This window comes from Pseudomonas sp. GW821-FHT09E12 (assembly GCF_059416085.1).
In genome coordinates this window covers 1,072,775-1,087,210 of sequence record NZ_JBWKOM010000001.1, presented here as the reverse complement: position 1 = coordinate 1,087,210, position 14,436 = coordinate 1,072,775, and the positions used below count along the sequence as shown (strand labels likewise).

Below are 14,436 nucleotides of genomic sequence, written 5' to 3'. Positions count from 1 at the left end.
GTTCAACCCCAATCAGCAGGAGCAGGATCATGTCTTATGTCGATGGTTGTGTACTGGCGGTACCCACCGCCAACCGCGAGGCCTTCAAGCAGCATGCGCAGGTCGCGGCGAAGGTGTTCAAGGAGTTCGGCGCCTTGAGCGTGGTCGATTGCTGGGGCGACGACGTGCCCGAGGGCAAGCTGACCTCGTTCCCCATGGCGGTCAAGCTCAAGGCGGACGAGACGGTGGTGTTCAGCTGGATCATCTGGCCGTCCCGTGAAATCCGCGACGCGGGCATGCAAAGAGCCATGGAAGACCCGCGGCTCAAGCCCGATGTCTGCCCGATGCCGTTCGACGGCCAGCGCATGATTTATGGCGGGTTCACGATGCTGGTGAATGCCTGAGGCGTCACCAGCGGAACATCGGTAGCGGCCGCATCGGCGTACGCAGCAACTGTCGGGCCGAAGCGCGTGCCAGCATCCAGTGAAACCCCTGGTCGGGGTAGCGTGCCTGTACCTCGCGGATAAACGGGCGGGGCAGGCCGAAGTTGAGCAAGCCCAAGGAGACGTCGATCGTGTCGGCCTGCCGGAACGGTTCGACGCTCGCGGCGTGGGCCTAGCGATAAGGGCGCAGTTTGTGATGCTGCTCGATCAGCGCGCTGACTTGCTCAGCCAGCTGTGACTCGCCGCGCTCGGCCAGAAAGGCCCGGGCCAGTTGGATCGACGGCGCCAGGTAGTCGAGGGTGCCGTGGGTCCAGATACCCAGGTCATGAAAGGCCGCGGCGATCTGCACCGCGCAGGACAGCGGCCGGTCCTGCGGATTGAGCGCGGTGTAGAAGCTCAGCACGCGATACACATGATTGCGATAGCCGGGCAGGTCCTTGCCGATCACCGTGGCGAAAAAGGCAAGGATCTGTTCGGTGAGCGGGCATTCGAGAACGACGTCCATGTGGTCTGCCCCGGGTCTGGAGGGGCGACAGTATAAGGCTCGGCGCAGGGCTTGAGGATGCGGGCGTCGCGGCGTATTCGGCAGGTCGCGGATCGATTCAACGCCAGGAACAAAGGGCGGACCCGATGCTGGCCCGCCCTTTTTTCATTGCGCCGTTCGCTGGCGGTATTCGGTGGTGGTCATGCCGGCGTAGCCCCAGTTGTCGGTGTCGACTTCTTCGATGACGATGTGGGTCAGTTCCGGGGCCTTGTTCAGCACCCGTTGCAGGGTTTCGGTGATCTCGCGGATGACCTGGGCTTTCTGTTCGCGGGTCACGCCGTCACGGGTGATGCGGACGTTGACGAAAGGCATGGCATTACTCCTGAGGAAAAGATGGGGTTGCAAGGGACGGGAGGCACGCGGGCCTCCCACCGGGTTTACCATTTGCCGCTGCTCATGCCGCCGTCCACCGGCAGCACCACGCCGGTGGTGAAGCCGGCGCCGGACAGGTAGAGCACCGCGTCGGCGATTTCCTCGATGCGTCCGACCCGTCCGGCCGGTTGCAGGCCGTCGAGGAAGGCACGGTGCGCCGGGTCGTGCATCGGCGTGTCGATGATCCCCGGGGCCACCGCGTTGACCTGGATGTTGAACGGCGACAGCTCCAGGGCCAGGGCGCGGGTCATCTGGTTCACGCCGCCCTTGATCAGCACCGGCAACGCCGCCGGGACCGCCAGGTTCGGTTGCAGCGCGACGCTGGCGCTGATGTTGATGATGCGGCCCCGGCGCCGCTCGATCATGTGCCGCGCGGCGGCCTGGGAGGCGTAGACCACGCCCTTGAGGTTGGTCTGCAGCAGGCTTTCCAGCTCCTCGGGGCTGTAGTCGATAAACGCCTTGGGCAGGAAGAAGCCGGCGTTGTTGACCAGCACATCGACCTGGCCGAAACGGTCGATGGCGCGTTCGACCAGTTGCGTGGCGGTGGCCGGGTCGGCGATGTCGCCTTCGACCCCGAGAAAACGCTCGCTGTGGCCCAGGGTTTCGGCCGCCGCGGCCAGCCGCTGTGCCGAGCGGGCATTGCCGACCACGTTGTAGCCGCGGGCCAGGTAGGCCTGGGCCAGGCCGAGGCCGATGCCGCTGGAGGCGCCGGTGATGATGACGGTGCTGTTGTGGTTCAGGGTGTGGCTCATGGGGATAGTCCTGTTTTGCGGTGAGAGGGGTTCCAGCGCTGTTGGGCAGAACTATATTTGTGTGCCGAATGCTGATAAACAGCGCGTCAGGTACTTCACTTGATACATGGTGTAATCAATGAGTCGGCAATTCGACGACGTGCTGCTGGGCAGCATCGAGCTGTTCTGCATGGCGGCGGAGATCGGCAGCTTTACCGGCGCGGCGCTGGCGGCCGGGGTCACGCCGGCGGCGGTCAGCCGCTCGGTGTCGCGCCTGGAAGAGCGGCTCGGCGTCCGCCTGTTCGTGCGCACCACCCGCAGCATCCGCCTGACCGACGGCGGGCGTGACTATCACCAGCAATGCCGCAGCGCGCTGAACCAGATGCTCGAAGCCGAGCGCCAGTTGACCGGGCAGCAGCTGGCGCCTTCCGGCACCTTGCGCATCAGCCTGCCGACCACCTACGGCCATCTGCGGATCCTGCCGCTGCTACCGGAGTTTCGCCGGCGCTACCCGCAGATGCGGGTGGAGGTCAATCTGAGCAACCGCAATATCGATTTCGTCGAAGGGGGCTACGACATGGCGATCCGGGTGCGCGCGCAGCCGGATTCCGGGCTGGTCGCGCGGTTGCTGGAGGACGCCGAACTGGTGGTGTTCGCCGCCCCGGATTACCTGGCGCGGGCCGGTACCCCGCAGCGCCTCGACGACCTGGCGCAGCACGAGTGCATCCAGTTCGAGCTGCCCAGCAGCGGCCGGCGCATCGCCTGGCTGTTCAACGGCGCCGATGGCCCCTGCGAAGTGCTCGCCGAGGGGGCCTACGTGTGTTCGGAAGACCTACAGGGGGGCGTGATCTTGGCCAGGCACGGCGCCGGCCTGTTCCAGACCTACCGTTTCATGGTCGAGCGCGAGCTGGCCGAGGGTTCCCTGGTGGAGGTGCTGCAGCCTTACGGCGGCCGTTCGCGGCCCTTCAGCCTGCTGTATCCCCACAGCCGGCACGTGCCGTTGCGCCTGCGCGCCTTTATCGATTTCCTGCTGGAGAAACAGCCGGGCTGGAAGACCTGAAGCAGGGATGGGCAGCCCGGGATGGATTGGTTAGTATGGCGGCCGGGCTTCCTGGGCGCCCACCTCGCGAAAGCGCAAGCACCTTCAATTCCCGCAAGCAGCACGCTTGCATACCCCCTCCGGGCCAATAGCGAGCAGGCCGATTCTCTTGGAGTTGGTATGCCTATCCAGAAATCCGTTCCCCGTTCACCCGCCAGTCAGGCCGCCAGCCTGGTACTGCGCGAAGCCAAACGCCTGCATCGCACTGCGACCAGCGGTTCGCTGGCCGGCGCCTTGCCGATCCTGCGGCGCTTGCTGGCGAGCAACAGTTTGCCTGGCCTGTCGTTGCCCGAGCTGTATCGGCAGCGCGACAAGGTGCAGCGCAAACATCTGTTGCGCACCCTGGCCAGCGAGGCCGGTTTTGCCAGTTGGGAGACCTACCGCCAGGTTCTCGACGAGCTGGCGCCCGAGCAGTTGCAGCATTTTGAACTGGTCTACCGCCAGGCGGGCCATCTCAACTGCTGGTTCTCGTCGCCGGACGAGGCCCGGGAGTATGTGGCCCATCATGGCGGCCGGCTGTTGTGCGTAGGGCAACAGGCGGTGGTGCTGGTGGATCTGCCGGCGGCGTAAGGCGCTATCCATTGCGGTACAGAAGCACGGCACCCGGGGTTTCCCGGGTGCCGTTTTGCGTTTTCAGGGCACGACGCCGACATGACCCTGTTACTTGCACGATTCTCCTTTATTTACGTGCCTCGAGAATCAGGTTGAACGGCGTCTCTGCGGCCCGGCGGAACTGGCTGAAGCCGGCTTCGCTGAAGACCTGGCGCAGGCGCGCTTCGCCGGCCTGGGCACCGAGCCCCAGGCCGACTTCCTGGGACAGCGAGTTGGGCGTGCAGATAAAGGTCGAGGCGGCATAGAACAGCCGGCCGACCGGGGTGATGTTCTGGTCCAGTTTATCGTTGGCGAACGGTTCGACCAGCAGCACGCTGCCGTCGTCTTTCAGCGCCTGGAAGGCATGTTGCGCGGCGCCCACCGGGTCGCCCATGTCGTGCAGGCAGTCGAAGAAGCAGATCAGGTCGTAGTCGTTGCCGGGGTAGGTCTTGGCGCTGGCCTGGGAGAACTGCACGCGGCCGGTCACCCCGGCTTCCTCGGCCCGTTGCGTCGCGGTGGCGATGGAGGGCTGGTGGTAGTCGAAACCGAAAAACCGCGAGGCGGGGAAGGCCTGGGCCATGATCACCGTCGAGGCGCCATGGCCGCAGCCGATGTCGGCCACCTTGGCCCCGGCCTGGAGTTTTTCCACCGCGCCGTCCAGGGCCGGCAGCCACTCGGCCACCAGGTGCGCCCGATAGCCGGGGCGGAAGAAGCGCTCGGTGCCGCTGAACATGCAGGGGTGGTGATCACCCCAGGCCAGGGCGCCGTCGCCGCGCATCGCCGCCAGCAGTTTGTCCTTGTCGTGAAACAGCGCAGAGACCACCACGGCGCCACCGGCCACGTACACCGGCGAGTCCTCGATGGCCAGCGCCAGGGCTTGTTCTTCCGGCAGGCGGAACTGGCCGCCCTGGTGTTCCATGTAGCCGGACGCGGCATGGGCGCTCAGCCATTCGCGCAGCAGCCGCGCGTTGCAGCCGGTCTTGGCGGCCAGCGCCTCGGGGCTGACGAAACGACTGTCGGCCATGGCCCGGTACAGGCCCAGTTCTTCGCCGACAATCATATTGGCGAGCATCGCCGCGCCGCCCATGTCTGACACCAGCTTGCCCATGAAATCGTTGAGCTTGGCTTCGTCCATGGCCTGGTCCTCCGCTGTGAGGGGCACTGCCGCCGACGGCCCGGCAGTGGCCGGATGGAGATACGCGGCGTGCGCGGGGAGGCCATGTCCCGGCGCTGCCGAATGAGCGGGCCTGGCAGGGCCGGCCCGTGTTCTGAAGAACTGACGCACGCCTCCCGCGGGGGACGGGGTGCGTGCCTACCGTTCAGGCAGATGAGGCTGGCCATCGGGCCTGGGCGTCGAACCCGTGGCGGCAGGCGAGGCTGCGCGTGGGTTCCGGGACGCCCGGAGCAAGCGATTGCTGGTCGGTAGATGAGTCAGTTTAGTTGCCCGGAGGGGGCGTCGCGGGATTGGCCGATGAGGGGGCGGGGCGCCGCTGACGGCGCCCCGGGGCAAGGTCGGTCAGGCCGTCAAGGCGTGCCGAACATCGCGGTCCAGTAGATGCCGGCATCGCTTTTCGGATCGACCGCATAGGACGCGCCCAGCTCGCGATACTGCGGGTTCATCAGGTTGGCGCAATGGCCCGGGCTGGCCAGCCAGCCATCGACCACCTTGCGCACGCTGTCCTGGCCGGCGGCGATGTTCTCGCCGATCTGCTGGCCGGCATAACCCGCCAGTTCGGCACGGTCGCCGGGGGTGCGACCGTCGCGGTCCTTGTGATCGAAGAAGTTGTGATTGGCCATGTCCCGGGTATGGTCCTGGGCCGCGCTGGCCAGGGTGGCGTTCCAGGCCAGCGGGGTGGCGGCGGCGAAGATCTGGTTGCCGCACTGGCGCGGTTGCGCGCGGGCGCTGTTGAGGCTTTCCAGGAGCTTCTGGCCCTCGGCCTGCCAGTCGCCGAGGCGTGCGGTCAGCAGTGGCCGGGCGAGGACGATGCGCCATTCCTGGCCGGTGCGGCTGACACCGATATCGACGAACTGCGGGTCCAGCACCACCTGGCAGAAACTTTCCTGCACCGCCTTCATGGCCGCCTGGGCATTGCGCGGTCCGGACAGGCTGATGGCCTGCACATTGACCATCGGGTAGGCACTGCTGGCCAGGGCCTGCTGCAGGTTGCCGATGCTGTTGGCCGGCAGCACCAGGCGCGGGTCGGCGGCCAGCGGCGGCAGTTCCTGGGACACCTGGCCGGCGCAGCGCTGGACCTGGCTGCGGTAGCTATTGATCGATGTCACCAGTTGCGTCTCGTCGCTCGCCACGGCAGCGGTGGCGAAGGCCATGCTCAGCGACAACAGGGTCAGCGGCAGAACGGAGGACAGGCAGCGCATGGAGGTCTCCCTTGAGCGAATTGCGCCCATGATGCGCGATTTTGCCCCGTTCGGCGCAAGGTCTTTTTGCCGAAAACCGGCGCCGTTATCCGTCCTTGCCGTTGCCGGCGCGGTGCAGGTTACGGGTGGACGGCGGCGAACTACACTCAAGTCCAGTCGCTGCCGGCCGGCAGGCTGGCGGCGGCTTTCCCGTGCCCGGATCGGGCTTTTGGCGAAGGTACGAGCATGCGTCCGACAGCGATTGCCGGCGGTTTTCTGATCCTCCTGTGCGGAGGGCTGGCGATGGCCGAGGCTGAAACAGCGGACCCCGAAGTGGCGCAGGACAAGGCCCAGGTCCTGGAGCAGAAAGCCGCGGACCAGCAGCCGGCGCCACGCAGCGAAACCATTACCCCTCCCGAGGCCCAGGCGGTGGACCCGGCGGGCGCCGCGCCGCTGGACGACGCCATTACTTGCCTGGCGCGGTCCATCTACTGGGAAGCCAAGGGCGGGGCCGCCGCCGACATGGAAGCCGTGGCCAGCGTGGTGCTCAACCGGCTCGGCCATGAGGGGTTTCCCGATACGGTGTGCGCGGTGGTCAAGCAGGGGTCGGAGCAGCGCGCCTGTCAGTTTTCCTGGTGGTGCGACGGGCGTGCGGATCAGGTGAAGGAAGATGAGCCCTACATCGCGGCCAAGGAAATCGCGCGCAAGGCGCTCAACCAGCAACTCGCGGACCGCACCCACGGCGCCCTGTATTTCCATGACCGGCGCGTGCGGCCCGATTGGGCCAGGCAATACCGCAAGACCGCCGAGACCGGCAAGTTCCTGTTCTACAAACCACGAGGCGACAGCGCCCGTTAGCCCGGTTTACCCAGGCCATCTGTAGGAGCGAGCTTGCTCGCGATAGCGTCCGTGCTGACACGCCGCATCGCGAGCAAGCTCGCTCCTACAGGGACTGCGTCAAATACGCGGGCGGAGTATCATGCCGGCCCGCCGCCGACGCCTGCTGTCCCAGGCGTGCCTCAACCTTTGGAGCCCACCGCGCAATGCCGATCATCAGCCACTTCCAGACCCCGTGCCCGGAAGCCGTCAACAGCCAGATCCTGCAAATGGTGGTCGACTACCTGACCGACATCAGCGCGGTAGCGATCCCGCCCAGCAACCTGCTGTACAACATCTACCAGTACGCCATCGGCTTTGAGGTGCATCTGTATCTGCAGGCCCTGGACGGCTCCCGGGGCATCGCCGTGGAACTGCTGGTGGCCACTGACGAGGACGACCCGCAGCAGGTGCTGGGTTTTGTGCTGTACCTGCCGGTCAAGGACGATCCCGAGGCGTGCGGCGTGGCCTATATGGCGGTGCGTGCCAGCCATCGCCGGCAGGGGATCGCGCGGGCGCTGCTGGCACGGATGCGCGAGCGCTACCCCCATGCCGAACTGACCTGCGCGGTGGGCAAGGTGGCCTGGTTCGAAGCGCTGGGTTTCCAGGTGCTGGGCGTGCGTGGCCCGCAGGTGCTGATGAATACCCGCGATCACGCTACCGACGGTTTGATGGGCCTGCTGGACACGGCGCCGATCTATCGCTCGCTGGAGGTACGGCAGATCCACAGCTACCTGCTGCAAAAGCATGGCAAGCGGGCAATGCTCGATGCCGAAAAACAGCGTGACCGCCACCTCGACCAGATGACCCGCAACGCCCAGGCCCTGGTCCGCGAGCGCCTGGGGCAGGGCTGAAGCCGCCCGGTTTCACCTGCCAGGTTTCAGCCGCAAGACTCCTGGTACCGGGCGGTCAGGCTGCTTGTACTGGTCGGCGGCCATGATCGACGGCGTCAGGGAAATCCCCGTGAGCAGGCAGATGGCCGTGAGCGGCACCTTCTGCTTCTGGAAGGTGTTGGCCAGGTCCTGGACGGCTTCCTTGACGTTGAGGCCGAACTCCTTGATGACCTCGCTCTGATCGAACAGGAATCCGTAGGCCAGCAGTTCCGGGGTGCGCGATTCGTCCTTGGGCACTATGACGATTTTCCAGAAGCGGGTCGGGTAGCGCACCGGGCCCTTGCCGAAGTCCTGTTCCACGCAGGAGGTCTGGTCCAGTACCGGGCCGGCGAAGATGATCGCCTGGCCGCCGCCCGTTTCGATCTGCTCGGCCAGCTCGTTTTCGAAGTAACCCCAGACCCCTTTGCGATTGCGGTATTCGGCACCGTCGGGCGATTCCTGGTTGAACAGCTCGTGCTGCGGCGTGCAGTTGGTCCAGTGGTAGGTGTCGGCGTTGGCGTACTCGGTATCGAGCCCCGGCTGCCCCCAGCAGCTGTCTTCGCGGCGCACGATATGGCCACGATCGAAGTTGCCGGCCGGCCCGTAGATATCGCCGTTGGTGAGCTGGTAGCGGCTCGGCACCCGGCGGTCGAGGCGCCAGCTTTCGCCACCGTACTTCTTGCGCGCGCGGGTATCGCCACGGACCTCGGGCCGGTAGTCGACATTGCAGGCGGTCCACATCGGCATGCGGTAATCCTTGTTCATCACCAGCGAATAGTGGTGGTAGGGCAGGGCCAGCGGCGCCTCGTCATCCAGGCCGGCAAGCGGCACTGGCGGTACGTTGCGGGCCGAGGCGAGGTGTTCGCGGTAGTCGCCGACCCGGTAGAGCTGGGCCAGCCGCATGCCCTCGATAGCGGGCGGCGGGACGGGCACCCCAAGAAAATCCGGGTCGTAGCCTTTGCGGGCGGCGTAGTCGAGGTCGAAGGTCAGGGTCTTTTCCAGCGCCGCGGCTGCCGGAGCCGGCGCGGCAGGCACCGGCTCGGCAGGCGCCAGATTGAGGATGGGCATGACGCTGGCCGGGCTGTCCGCGGCGTGGCTGACGATGCTGATGGTGGTGGGGCCGGAGATATGAAAGATGTTCTGCGACATATCGGGCGCTCCTGGGCGGTGTGGCGCCGCGGGCAGGGTTTCGTTGGTGCTGAGCACGGCTAGCGGGTCGGGGGTCAGCTCCATGAGCTGGGCCAGCAGCTCGGCCGGCCTGCCACTCAGTTGCAGGGCCTTGAGCGCGCCAATGATGCTGCTGACCCGGGTGCCCTCGTTGGCCACCCAGTCCACCGTGCTTTCCTCGTCCCCTTCGGGGTTCCAGATGCTGTGGTCGGTCTTGAGGATGTTGCCGGCTTCGTCGGTCCTGGGGATGCCGCAGTGGTGCAAGGCGATCAGCTCCCAGTTGTCGCTGAACACCGGGGAGCCGGAAGCGCCTTCGGCGGTGTCGGTTTCGTAATGCAGGAAGCCCTGGTCGAGGATGTCCAGCAGCCGGTTGTGGGTGGTGGCGTACTGGCGCGGGCCGCCATCGGGGTGCTGGATGATGTTCATCGGCCGGCCACGCAGGGTCTTGCCGGTGGCTTCGATCAGGCGGATGCAGCCGTAGTCCGACAGCGCCTCGCCGCGTGAGCCCTGCGTGGAGATGGCCACCAGGCAGAAGTCCAGCGCCTCGTCGGCGAAGTAGAACTGGTCCGGCTGCAGGTTGAAGTAGGTGCCTTCGTTGATGCCGCGCTCCTGCCTTTCGTAGAGAAAGTTGGCGGCGCAATCCACGGCATCCACATACCGGGGAAACACATGCTGGTTGGTCAGCAACAGGCTGGGCGAGACCAGGAAACCGGTAGCGAAACCCTCGACCACCGTGCCCGGGCGTGGCGCATTGACCAACCGCGCCACCGGCCTTGCCGCCTGGCGGGCGGCCTCGCTGGGGGCGTAGAAGGTTGGGTCCCAGGTGCCGATCCGGCGTTCCAGCCCGGCCCGGGTCAACAGGGCACGGGCGTTCTCGCGGGCGATCCACTTGGCCAATTGCTGCGGTGAGTCGCCGGCGCCCGGGCCCAGTTCGCGGATGCGCGACTGCGATTCGCTGCGTGCTCCGGCCTGCTGGTTCCAGCGTTGCAGGGCTTTGGCCATGTTGCTTCGGCGGGCAGTGGCAACGGCATCTGGCGTCTTGCTCATGGGCAGCTCCTGGCGAGTACGGGATTCCTTTCAGGCTAGCCATTTGAGCGTAGACAACCAGCGCGCTGGCAGACGGCTGGCGGCATGCCGGCTCGTCGGATCCACCGGCCTTTACGCGCCTTTGCCGGCGCGCTCCTGCAAGCGTTCCAGCAACACCTTGGCCACGCCCTGGGCCGAGCCCGGGTTCTGCCCGGTCACCAGCTCGCGGTCGATCACCACGTTCTCGCTCCATGGCGAGCGGTTGCTGCGGTACAGGCCGCCGGCCTGTTCCAGGGCGGTTTGCGGGTAGAAGCGCATGGCGCCGCCGCCCAGCAGGCCCTTGGCCAATTCCTCTTCCTGGTTGCTGATCACCGTGAACCGGTAGCCGGCGTAGATCCAGCCTGGGGCGCTGGCCTTGCCGCCGTTGGCCAGTTGCCGGGTGAAGTCCTGCGCCTGGGGCAGGGTCGACAGCAGGGCGATCGGGCCGTGGCAGACCAGGGCGGTGGTTTTGTTGTTCTGATGGAAATTGCTCAGCAGCCGGCCCAGCTCGGGGCTGTGCAGCAGGTCCTGCATCGGCGCGTGGCCGCCGGGCACATACAACGCATCAAAATGCTCGTAGCCGATCTGCTCGACCCGGGCCAGGCTGATCACCGGCGATTCGCCGGAGGAGGTGATTTTCAACTGGTCGAGCAGCGCCTGGTGCGCCTGCAGCGCGGCGACATCGTTGTTGAAATACATCTTGTCGGTGGACGAGCGGTCCAGGGTCGGGGCCTTGCCCTGCGGGGTGGCGAAGGTCACCGAGTGGCCGGCGTCGAGCAGCTGTTTGACCGGCTGCATCAGTTCGTTGAGGTAGAAGCCGGTGGCAAACACCTTGCCGTCCTTGAGGTCGAGGTGGTCGGCGTCCGAGAGCACCACCAGGACGTTTGCGGCCTGGGCGTTGAAGGTGGCGGCGGTGATGCTCATGGCAAGAGCGAGGGTACTGAGTGGGCGCATGTGGGTTTCCAGGGTGTGAGGTCAGGGAGCCGGCGGTGACCGACGGGTGATTCACTGTATTCATGCCTTTGTGGGCGATAAACTCGCGCCACTGGAAATCACTTGTTCCCTGGAGATAAAGGTGAGCCGTCGATTCGATTATCTGGCTGACGTCGAGGTGTTCGTCAGCGTGGTGGAAAAGGGCTCGTTGAGCGCCGGCGCGGTGGCCTTGGGCACCACGCCTTCAGTGGTCAGCCGGGCGATTTCCCGGCTGGAGGCGCGCCTGGGCGTGCAGTTGCTACGGCGTACCACCAGACGCCTGAGCCTGACCGAAGCCGGCCTGTTGTACCTGGAACAGTCGCGGGCGGCGTTCGAGTTGATCGACGGCGCGGAGCGCAGCATCCAGGGCCAGGACGGCGAGCTGAACGGGCGAGTGCGCCTGAGCGTGCCGACCACCTATGGCCATTACCGGCTGCCGGCGCTGCTCGGCGGCTTTGCCCGGCACTACCCGCAGGTGCGCATCGAGCTGAGCATCAGCAACCGCAATGTCGACCTGGTGGCCGAGGGTTACGACCTGGCGATCCGCCTCGGGCCACTGCCCGACAGCGGCCTGGTCGGGCGCAAGCTGGAGGACGCGCCGCTGTGCCTGGTGGCGTCCCCCGACTACCTGCGCCGCGCCGGCACGCCCCGGCGCCTGGAGGACCTGGCGGCCCATGCCTGCCTGCCGTTCATCATGCCCAGCAGCGGCCGGGTCGGTGCCTGGCTGCTGCGCGAGCAGGGGCGGGACCTGGAGTGGACGCCCCAGGCGAATATCCAGGTGGCCGACGATGTGCTGGGCATCGTGTCCCTGGCCGAACACGGCATGGGTATCTGTCAGACCTACGAGTTCATCGTTCGCGAGCGGATCGCCAGCGGCCGCCTGGTGGAACTGCTGCCGCAGGCGGGTGGACGTTCGCGGCCGTTCTCGGTGATCTACCCGCCGCACCGCCAGCTGTCGGCAGCGGCGCGGGCCCTGATCGATCACCTGACCCAGGCCGTGGCGCAGTGACAGGCCGACTGGCCATCAGTCCCGCCGTTGCTCGGGAGAAGGATTAAAAAAGCGCCAACTCCCGTGGGGTAGGGGATTTACTGAGAATCAGGCGCTGATTACAATGATAATCATTGCTATTCATGTCCTTCCCTCCCTTGAGTGCACACCTTGAAGTCATCCTGTCCGCGTGCCCGCCGTAAAACCCTGATCAAACGCCTGTTGCCGACACTGTCCTGCTGTCTGGTCGCCAGCCCGCTGTGGGCACAGGAGGCGGTCGAACTGCCGACCACCGATATCCAGGCCGATCGCCTCGGCCAGGACACCGGCTACACCACGTCGCAAGCCAGCACGGCGAGCAAAAGCAATGTGCCGATCAAGGAGGAGGCGCAGTCGATCAACGTGGTGACCCAGCAGACCCTGGCCGACTATCAGGTGCGCTCGCTGAACGACGCCATGAAGTTCGTCAGCGGCGTCAGCCAGGGCAACACCCTGGGCGGCTCCCGGGACTCGCTGGTCAAGCGCGGTTTCGGCACCAACGACGACGGCTCGATCCTGCGCGATGGCGTGCGTTCCAACCTGGGGCAGAACTTCAGCGCCACCACCGAGCGGGTCGAAGTGCTCAAGGGCCCGGCGTCGATGCTCTACGGCGCCCTGGAACCTGGCGGCCTGGTGAACATCATCAGCAAGCAGCCGCAGTATTCCCAGAGCACCACCCTCAGCGGCTCGGCCTACAGCGAGGGTGGCGGCAGCATGGCCCTGGACACCACCGGGCCGCTGGGCGATACCGGCCTGGCCTACCGCCTGATCGCCGAGCGCGGCCATGAGGACTACTGGCGCAACTACGGAGTCAACGAGCACACCCTGGTGGCGCCGTCGCTGACCTGGACTGGCGAGCGCGCCAGCCTGACCCTGAACTACGAATACAACGACTACTCCAGCCCCTTCGACCGCGGCACCGTGTTCACCAACGGGCACCCGGCGGACATCGACTACGACAAGCGCCTGGACGAACGCTGGGCGAAAAGCGTGGGCATCCGCGAAGTGGCCAGCGCGCGCTTCGAGTACCAGCTGAGCGACGCCTGGAAAACCCGCGTCACCTACGGCTGGAACAACGACCGCTACAGCCTGTCGATCGCCCAGCCCAACAGCCTGACCGGCAACACCCTGCGCCGGGCCGCCAACGGCGCCCACTACGACGACGAAACCCGCTATGCCAGCTGGGACTTCATCGGCCAGCAGGAGCTGTTCGGCCAGCGCCACGACCTGCTGGTGGGCGTCGACAGCGAGCACTCCGACCAGTACCGCGGCAAGACCTATCGCAACACCGCCCAGGGCGGTTTCAACATCACCGCGCCGGTCTACGGCAACCTGGCCGAGCCGAGCCTGGTCAGCGCTGCCCAGAGCAACCTGCGCAACCAGCTGACTTCGAGCTCGCTGTACTTCAAGGACAACTGGCATTTAAGTGAACAGTGGATCCTGGTCTTCGGTGGCCGCCAGCAGCATTACGACCAGTACAGCGACCAGGGCCTGGGCAAGAGCTACAAGGTCAACCGCGACAGCAATGGCGATACCTTCGTGCCATTCCTCGGCCTGGTGTTCAAGGCCACCGACAGCCTGTCGCTGTACGGCAACTACAGCCGTTCGTTCAAGCCCAACACCGATGTCGACGACACCGGTAAGACCTTCGATCCGGAAGAGGGCCGCAGCTACGAGGTGGGGGCCAAGTACGATCCGCTGCCGGGCCTGAACATCAACCTGGCGCTGTACGACATCGAGAAGAAGAACGTGGTGACCACCACCACGGTCAATGGCGTGAGCCTTTCGGAAGCCGCCGGCAAGGTCGGCTCCCAGGGCGTGGAACTGGACGTCACCGGGCGCATCGCCGAGCGTTGGGACCTGATCGGCACCTACGCCTACAACCACACGGAAATCCTCGACGACCCGAGCAATGAAGGCCACCGTCTGGCCAACGCACCCAAGCACACCGCCAGCCTGTACCTCAGTCATCACCTGAACGTACCGGCCGAATTCGGCGCCTGGCATGCCGGCGGCGGCGCGCGTTACGTCGGCGAGCGCGCGGCCAACAACGCCAACGACTTCTGGCTCAGCAGCTACACCGTGGCCGATGCCTTCGTGCGTTGGGAGTCGCCGCTGTTCGGCTACCAGACCAGCTTGCAGTTCAACGTCGACAACCTGTTCGACAAGCAGTACTACCCGTCGTCCACCGGCAGCCAGCTGCAGGTTAATGTCGGCGAGCCGCGCACCGCGCGCCTGAGTGCCAGCGTGACCTTCTGATCCTGTTCTGAGCGGTGCCCGATCGACCTGTTGCGCCGCCTGCGTTGCGCGCCCAACGCAAACGATAAAAAGCCCCGCATTCGC

15 protein-coding genes are annotated in these 14,436 nt (G+C 66.0%); 7 read left to right on the top strand and 8 right to left on the bottom strand.

Annotated elements, in window-relative coordinates; genetic code table 11:
- Nucleotides 1–29 precede the first annotated feature (29 nt).
- Entirely contained in the window at nt 30–383 is a 354-nt protein-coding gene (locus AC07PQ_RS04905; protein ID WP_492570906.1) for a DUF1428 domain-containing protein, read from the top strand.
- A 4-nt stretch (nt 384–387) separates the two neighbouring features.
- Here the strand turns inward: AC07PQ_RS04905 and AC07PQ_RS04900 are convergent, their stop codons facing one another.
- The 4 genes from AC07PQ_RS04900 to AC07PQ_RS04885 form a co-directional block, all read right to left on the bottom strand.
- Entirely contained in the window at nt 388–540 is a 153-nt protein-coding gene (locus AC07PQ_RS04900) for a hypothetical protein (RefSeq protein ID WP_493184331.1), read from the bottom strand.
- Between the two features lie 54 nt (nt 541–594).
- Nucleotides 595–927, bottom strand: coding sequence for a hypothetical protein (locus AC07PQ_RS04895; protein ID WP_493184332.1), 333 nt, complete (start codon nt 925–927; stop codon nt 595–597).
- A gap of 144 nt (nt 928–1,071) precedes the next feature.
- Nucleotides 1,072–1,278 carry a tautomerase family protein gene (locus tag AC07PQ_RS04890; protein WP_007922853.1) on the bottom strand — a complete coding sequence of 69 codons (207 nt, stop codon included), beginning with the start codon at nt 1,276–1,278 and terminating at the stop codon, nt 1,072–1,074.
- A 65-nt stretch (nt 1,279–1,343) separates the two neighbouring features.
- Nucleotides 1,344–2,090, bottom strand: coding sequence for an SDR family NAD(P)-dependent oxidoreductase (locus AC07PQ_RS04885; protein ID WP_007922846.1), 747 nt, complete (start codon nt 2,088–2,090; stop codon nt 1,344–1,346).
- A gap of 118 nt (nt 2,091–2,208) precedes the next feature.
- Here AC07PQ_RS04885 and AC07PQ_RS04880 point away from each other — a divergent pair, with 118 nt between their 5' ends.
- Complete coding sequence (locus tag AC07PQ_RS04880) at nt 2,209–3,129, top strand: LysR family transcriptional regulator (protein ID WP_493184333.1); 921 nt, start codon at nt 2,209–2,211, stop codon at nt 3,127–3,129.
- A 159-nt stretch (nt 3,130–3,288) separates the two neighbouring features.
- Complete coding sequence (locus tag AC07PQ_RS04875; protein ID WP_007922843.1) at nt 3,289–3,738, top strand: hypothetical protein; 450 nt, start codon at nt 3,289–3,291, stop codon at nt 3,736–3,738.
- A 109-nt stretch (nt 3,739–3,847) separates the two neighbouring features.
- Here AC07PQ_RS04875 and AC07PQ_RS04870 read toward each other — a convergent pair whose 3' ends face one another.
- Both AC07PQ_RS04870 and AC07PQ_RS04865 read right to left on the bottom strand, forming a co-directional pair.
- Nucleotides 3,848–4,894, bottom strand: a complete 1,047-nt coding sequence (locus AC07PQ_RS04870; protein ID WP_102681487.1) for a class I SAM-dependent methyltransferase — start codon at nt 4,892–4,894, stop codon at nt 3,848–3,850.
- Nucleotides 4,895–5,283: 389 nt separating this feature from the next.
- On the bottom strand, nt 5,284–6,135 hold the full coding sequence (locus AC07PQ_RS04865) for a CAP domain-containing protein (RefSeq protein ID WP_053261951.1): 852 nt from the start codon (nt 6,133–6,135) through the stop codon (nt 5,284–5,286).
- Nucleotides 6,136–6,360: 225 nt separating this feature from the next.
- On the opposite strand from AC07PQ_RS04865, the gene AC07PQ_RS04860 reads away from it, so the two are divergent.
- Nucleotides 6,361–6,972, top strand: coding sequence for a cell wall hydrolase (locus AC07PQ_RS04860; protein ID WP_493184334.1), 612 nt, complete (start codon nt 6,361–6,363; stop codon nt 6,970–6,972).
- A 185-nt stretch (nt 6,973–7,157) separates the two neighbouring features.
- A complete protein-coding gene (locus AC07PQ_RS04855) occupies nt 7,158–7,844 on the top strand; it encodes a GNAT family N-acetyltransferase (protein WP_007922837.1) in 687 nt (228 codons plus the stop codon).
- A gap of 12 nt (nt 7,845–7,856) precedes the next feature.
- Here AC07PQ_RS04855 and AC07PQ_RS04850 read toward each other — a convergent pair whose 3' ends face one another.
- Both AC07PQ_RS04850 and AC07PQ_RS04845 read right to left on the bottom strand, forming a co-directional pair.
- Nucleotides 7,857–10,076: a DNA/RNA non-specific endonuclease gene (locus tag AC07PQ_RS04850; RefSeq protein WP_493184335.1), complete on the bottom strand. Its 2,220-nt coding sequence runs from the start codon at nt 10,074–10,076 to the stop codon at nt 7,857–7,859.
- Between the two features lie 111 nt (nt 10,077–10,187).
- On the bottom strand, nt 10,188–11,048 hold the full coding sequence (locus AC07PQ_RS04845) for a type 1 glutamine amidotransferase domain-containing protein (RefSeq protein ID WP_493184336.1): 861 nt from the start codon (nt 11,046–11,048) through the stop codon (nt 10,188–10,190).
- 121 nt (nt 11,049–11,169) lie between these two features.
- Between AC07PQ_RS04845 and AC07PQ_RS04840 the strand changes: the two genes are divergently transcribed.
- Nucleotides 11,170–12,075 carry a LysR family transcriptional regulator gene (locus AC07PQ_RS04840; RefSeq protein WP_007922821.1) on the top strand — a complete coding sequence of 302 codons (906 nt, stop codon included), beginning with the start codon at nt 11,170–11,172 and terminating at the stop codon, nt 12,073–12,075.
- Between the two features lie 150 nt (nt 12,076–12,225).
- The gene (locus tag AC07PQ_RS04835) at nt 12,226–14,352 is read left to right on the top strand and encodes a TonB-dependent siderophore receptor (protein WP_493184337.1); all 2,127 of its coding nucleotides are present in this window, start codon (nt 12,226–12,228) and stop codon (nt 14,350–14,352) included.
- The last annotated feature ends 84 nt before the right edge of the window (nt 14,353–14,436 follow it).

Excerpts from the sequence above, each read along its gene's own strand:
- AC07PQ_RS04890 (WP_007922853.1), bottom strand. The coding sequence starts at position 1,278 with ATGCCTTTCGTCAACGTCCGCATCACCCGTGACGGCGTGACCCGCGAA.
- AC07PQ_RS04895 (WP_493184332.1), bottom strand. The coding sequence starts at position 927 with ATGGACGTCGTTCTCGAATGCCCGCTCACCGAACAGATCCTTGCCTTT.
- AC07PQ_RS04855 (WP_007922837.1), top strand. The coding sequence starts at position 7,158 with ATGCCGATCATCAGCCACTTCCAGACCCCGTGCCCGGAAGCCGTCAAC.
- AC07PQ_RS04850 (WP_493184335.1), bottom strand. The coding sequence starts at position 10,076 with ATGAGCAAGACGCCAGATGCCGTTGCCACTGCCCGCCGAAGCAACATG.
- AC07PQ_RS04875 (WP_007922843.1), top strand. The coding sequence starts at position 3,289 with ATGCCTATCCAGAAATCCGTTCCCCGTTCACCCGCCAGTCAGGCCGCC.
- AC07PQ_RS04885 (WP_007922846.1), bottom strand. The coding sequence starts at position 2,090 with ATGAGCCACACCCTGAACCACAACAGCACCGTCATCATCACCGGCGCC.
- AC07PQ_RS04880 (WP_493184333.1), top strand. The coding sequence starts at position 2,209 with ATGAGTCGGCAATTCGACGACGTGCTGCTGGGCAGCATCGAGCTGTTC.
- AC07PQ_RS04905 (WP_492570906.1), top strand. The coding sequence starts at position 30 with ATGTCTTATGTCGATGGTTGTGTACTGGCGGTACCCACCGCCAACCGC.
- AC07PQ_RS04860 (WP_493184334.1), top strand. The coding sequence starts at position 6,361 with ATGCGTCCGACAGCGATTGCCGGCGGTTTTCTGATCCTCCTGTGCGGA.
- AC07PQ_RS04865 (WP_053261951.1), bottom strand. The coding sequence starts at position 6,135 with ATGCGCTGCCTGTCCTCCGTTCTGCCGCTGACCCTGTTGTCGCTGAGC.
- AC07PQ_RS04870 (WP_102681487.1), bottom strand. The coding sequence starts at position 4,894 with ATGGACGAAGCCAAGCTCAACGATTTCATGGGCAAGCTGGTGTCAGAC.
- AC07PQ_RS04845 (WP_493184336.1), bottom strand. The coding sequence starts at position 11,048 with ATGCGCCCACTCAGTACCCTCGCTCTTGCCATGAGCATCACCGCCGCC.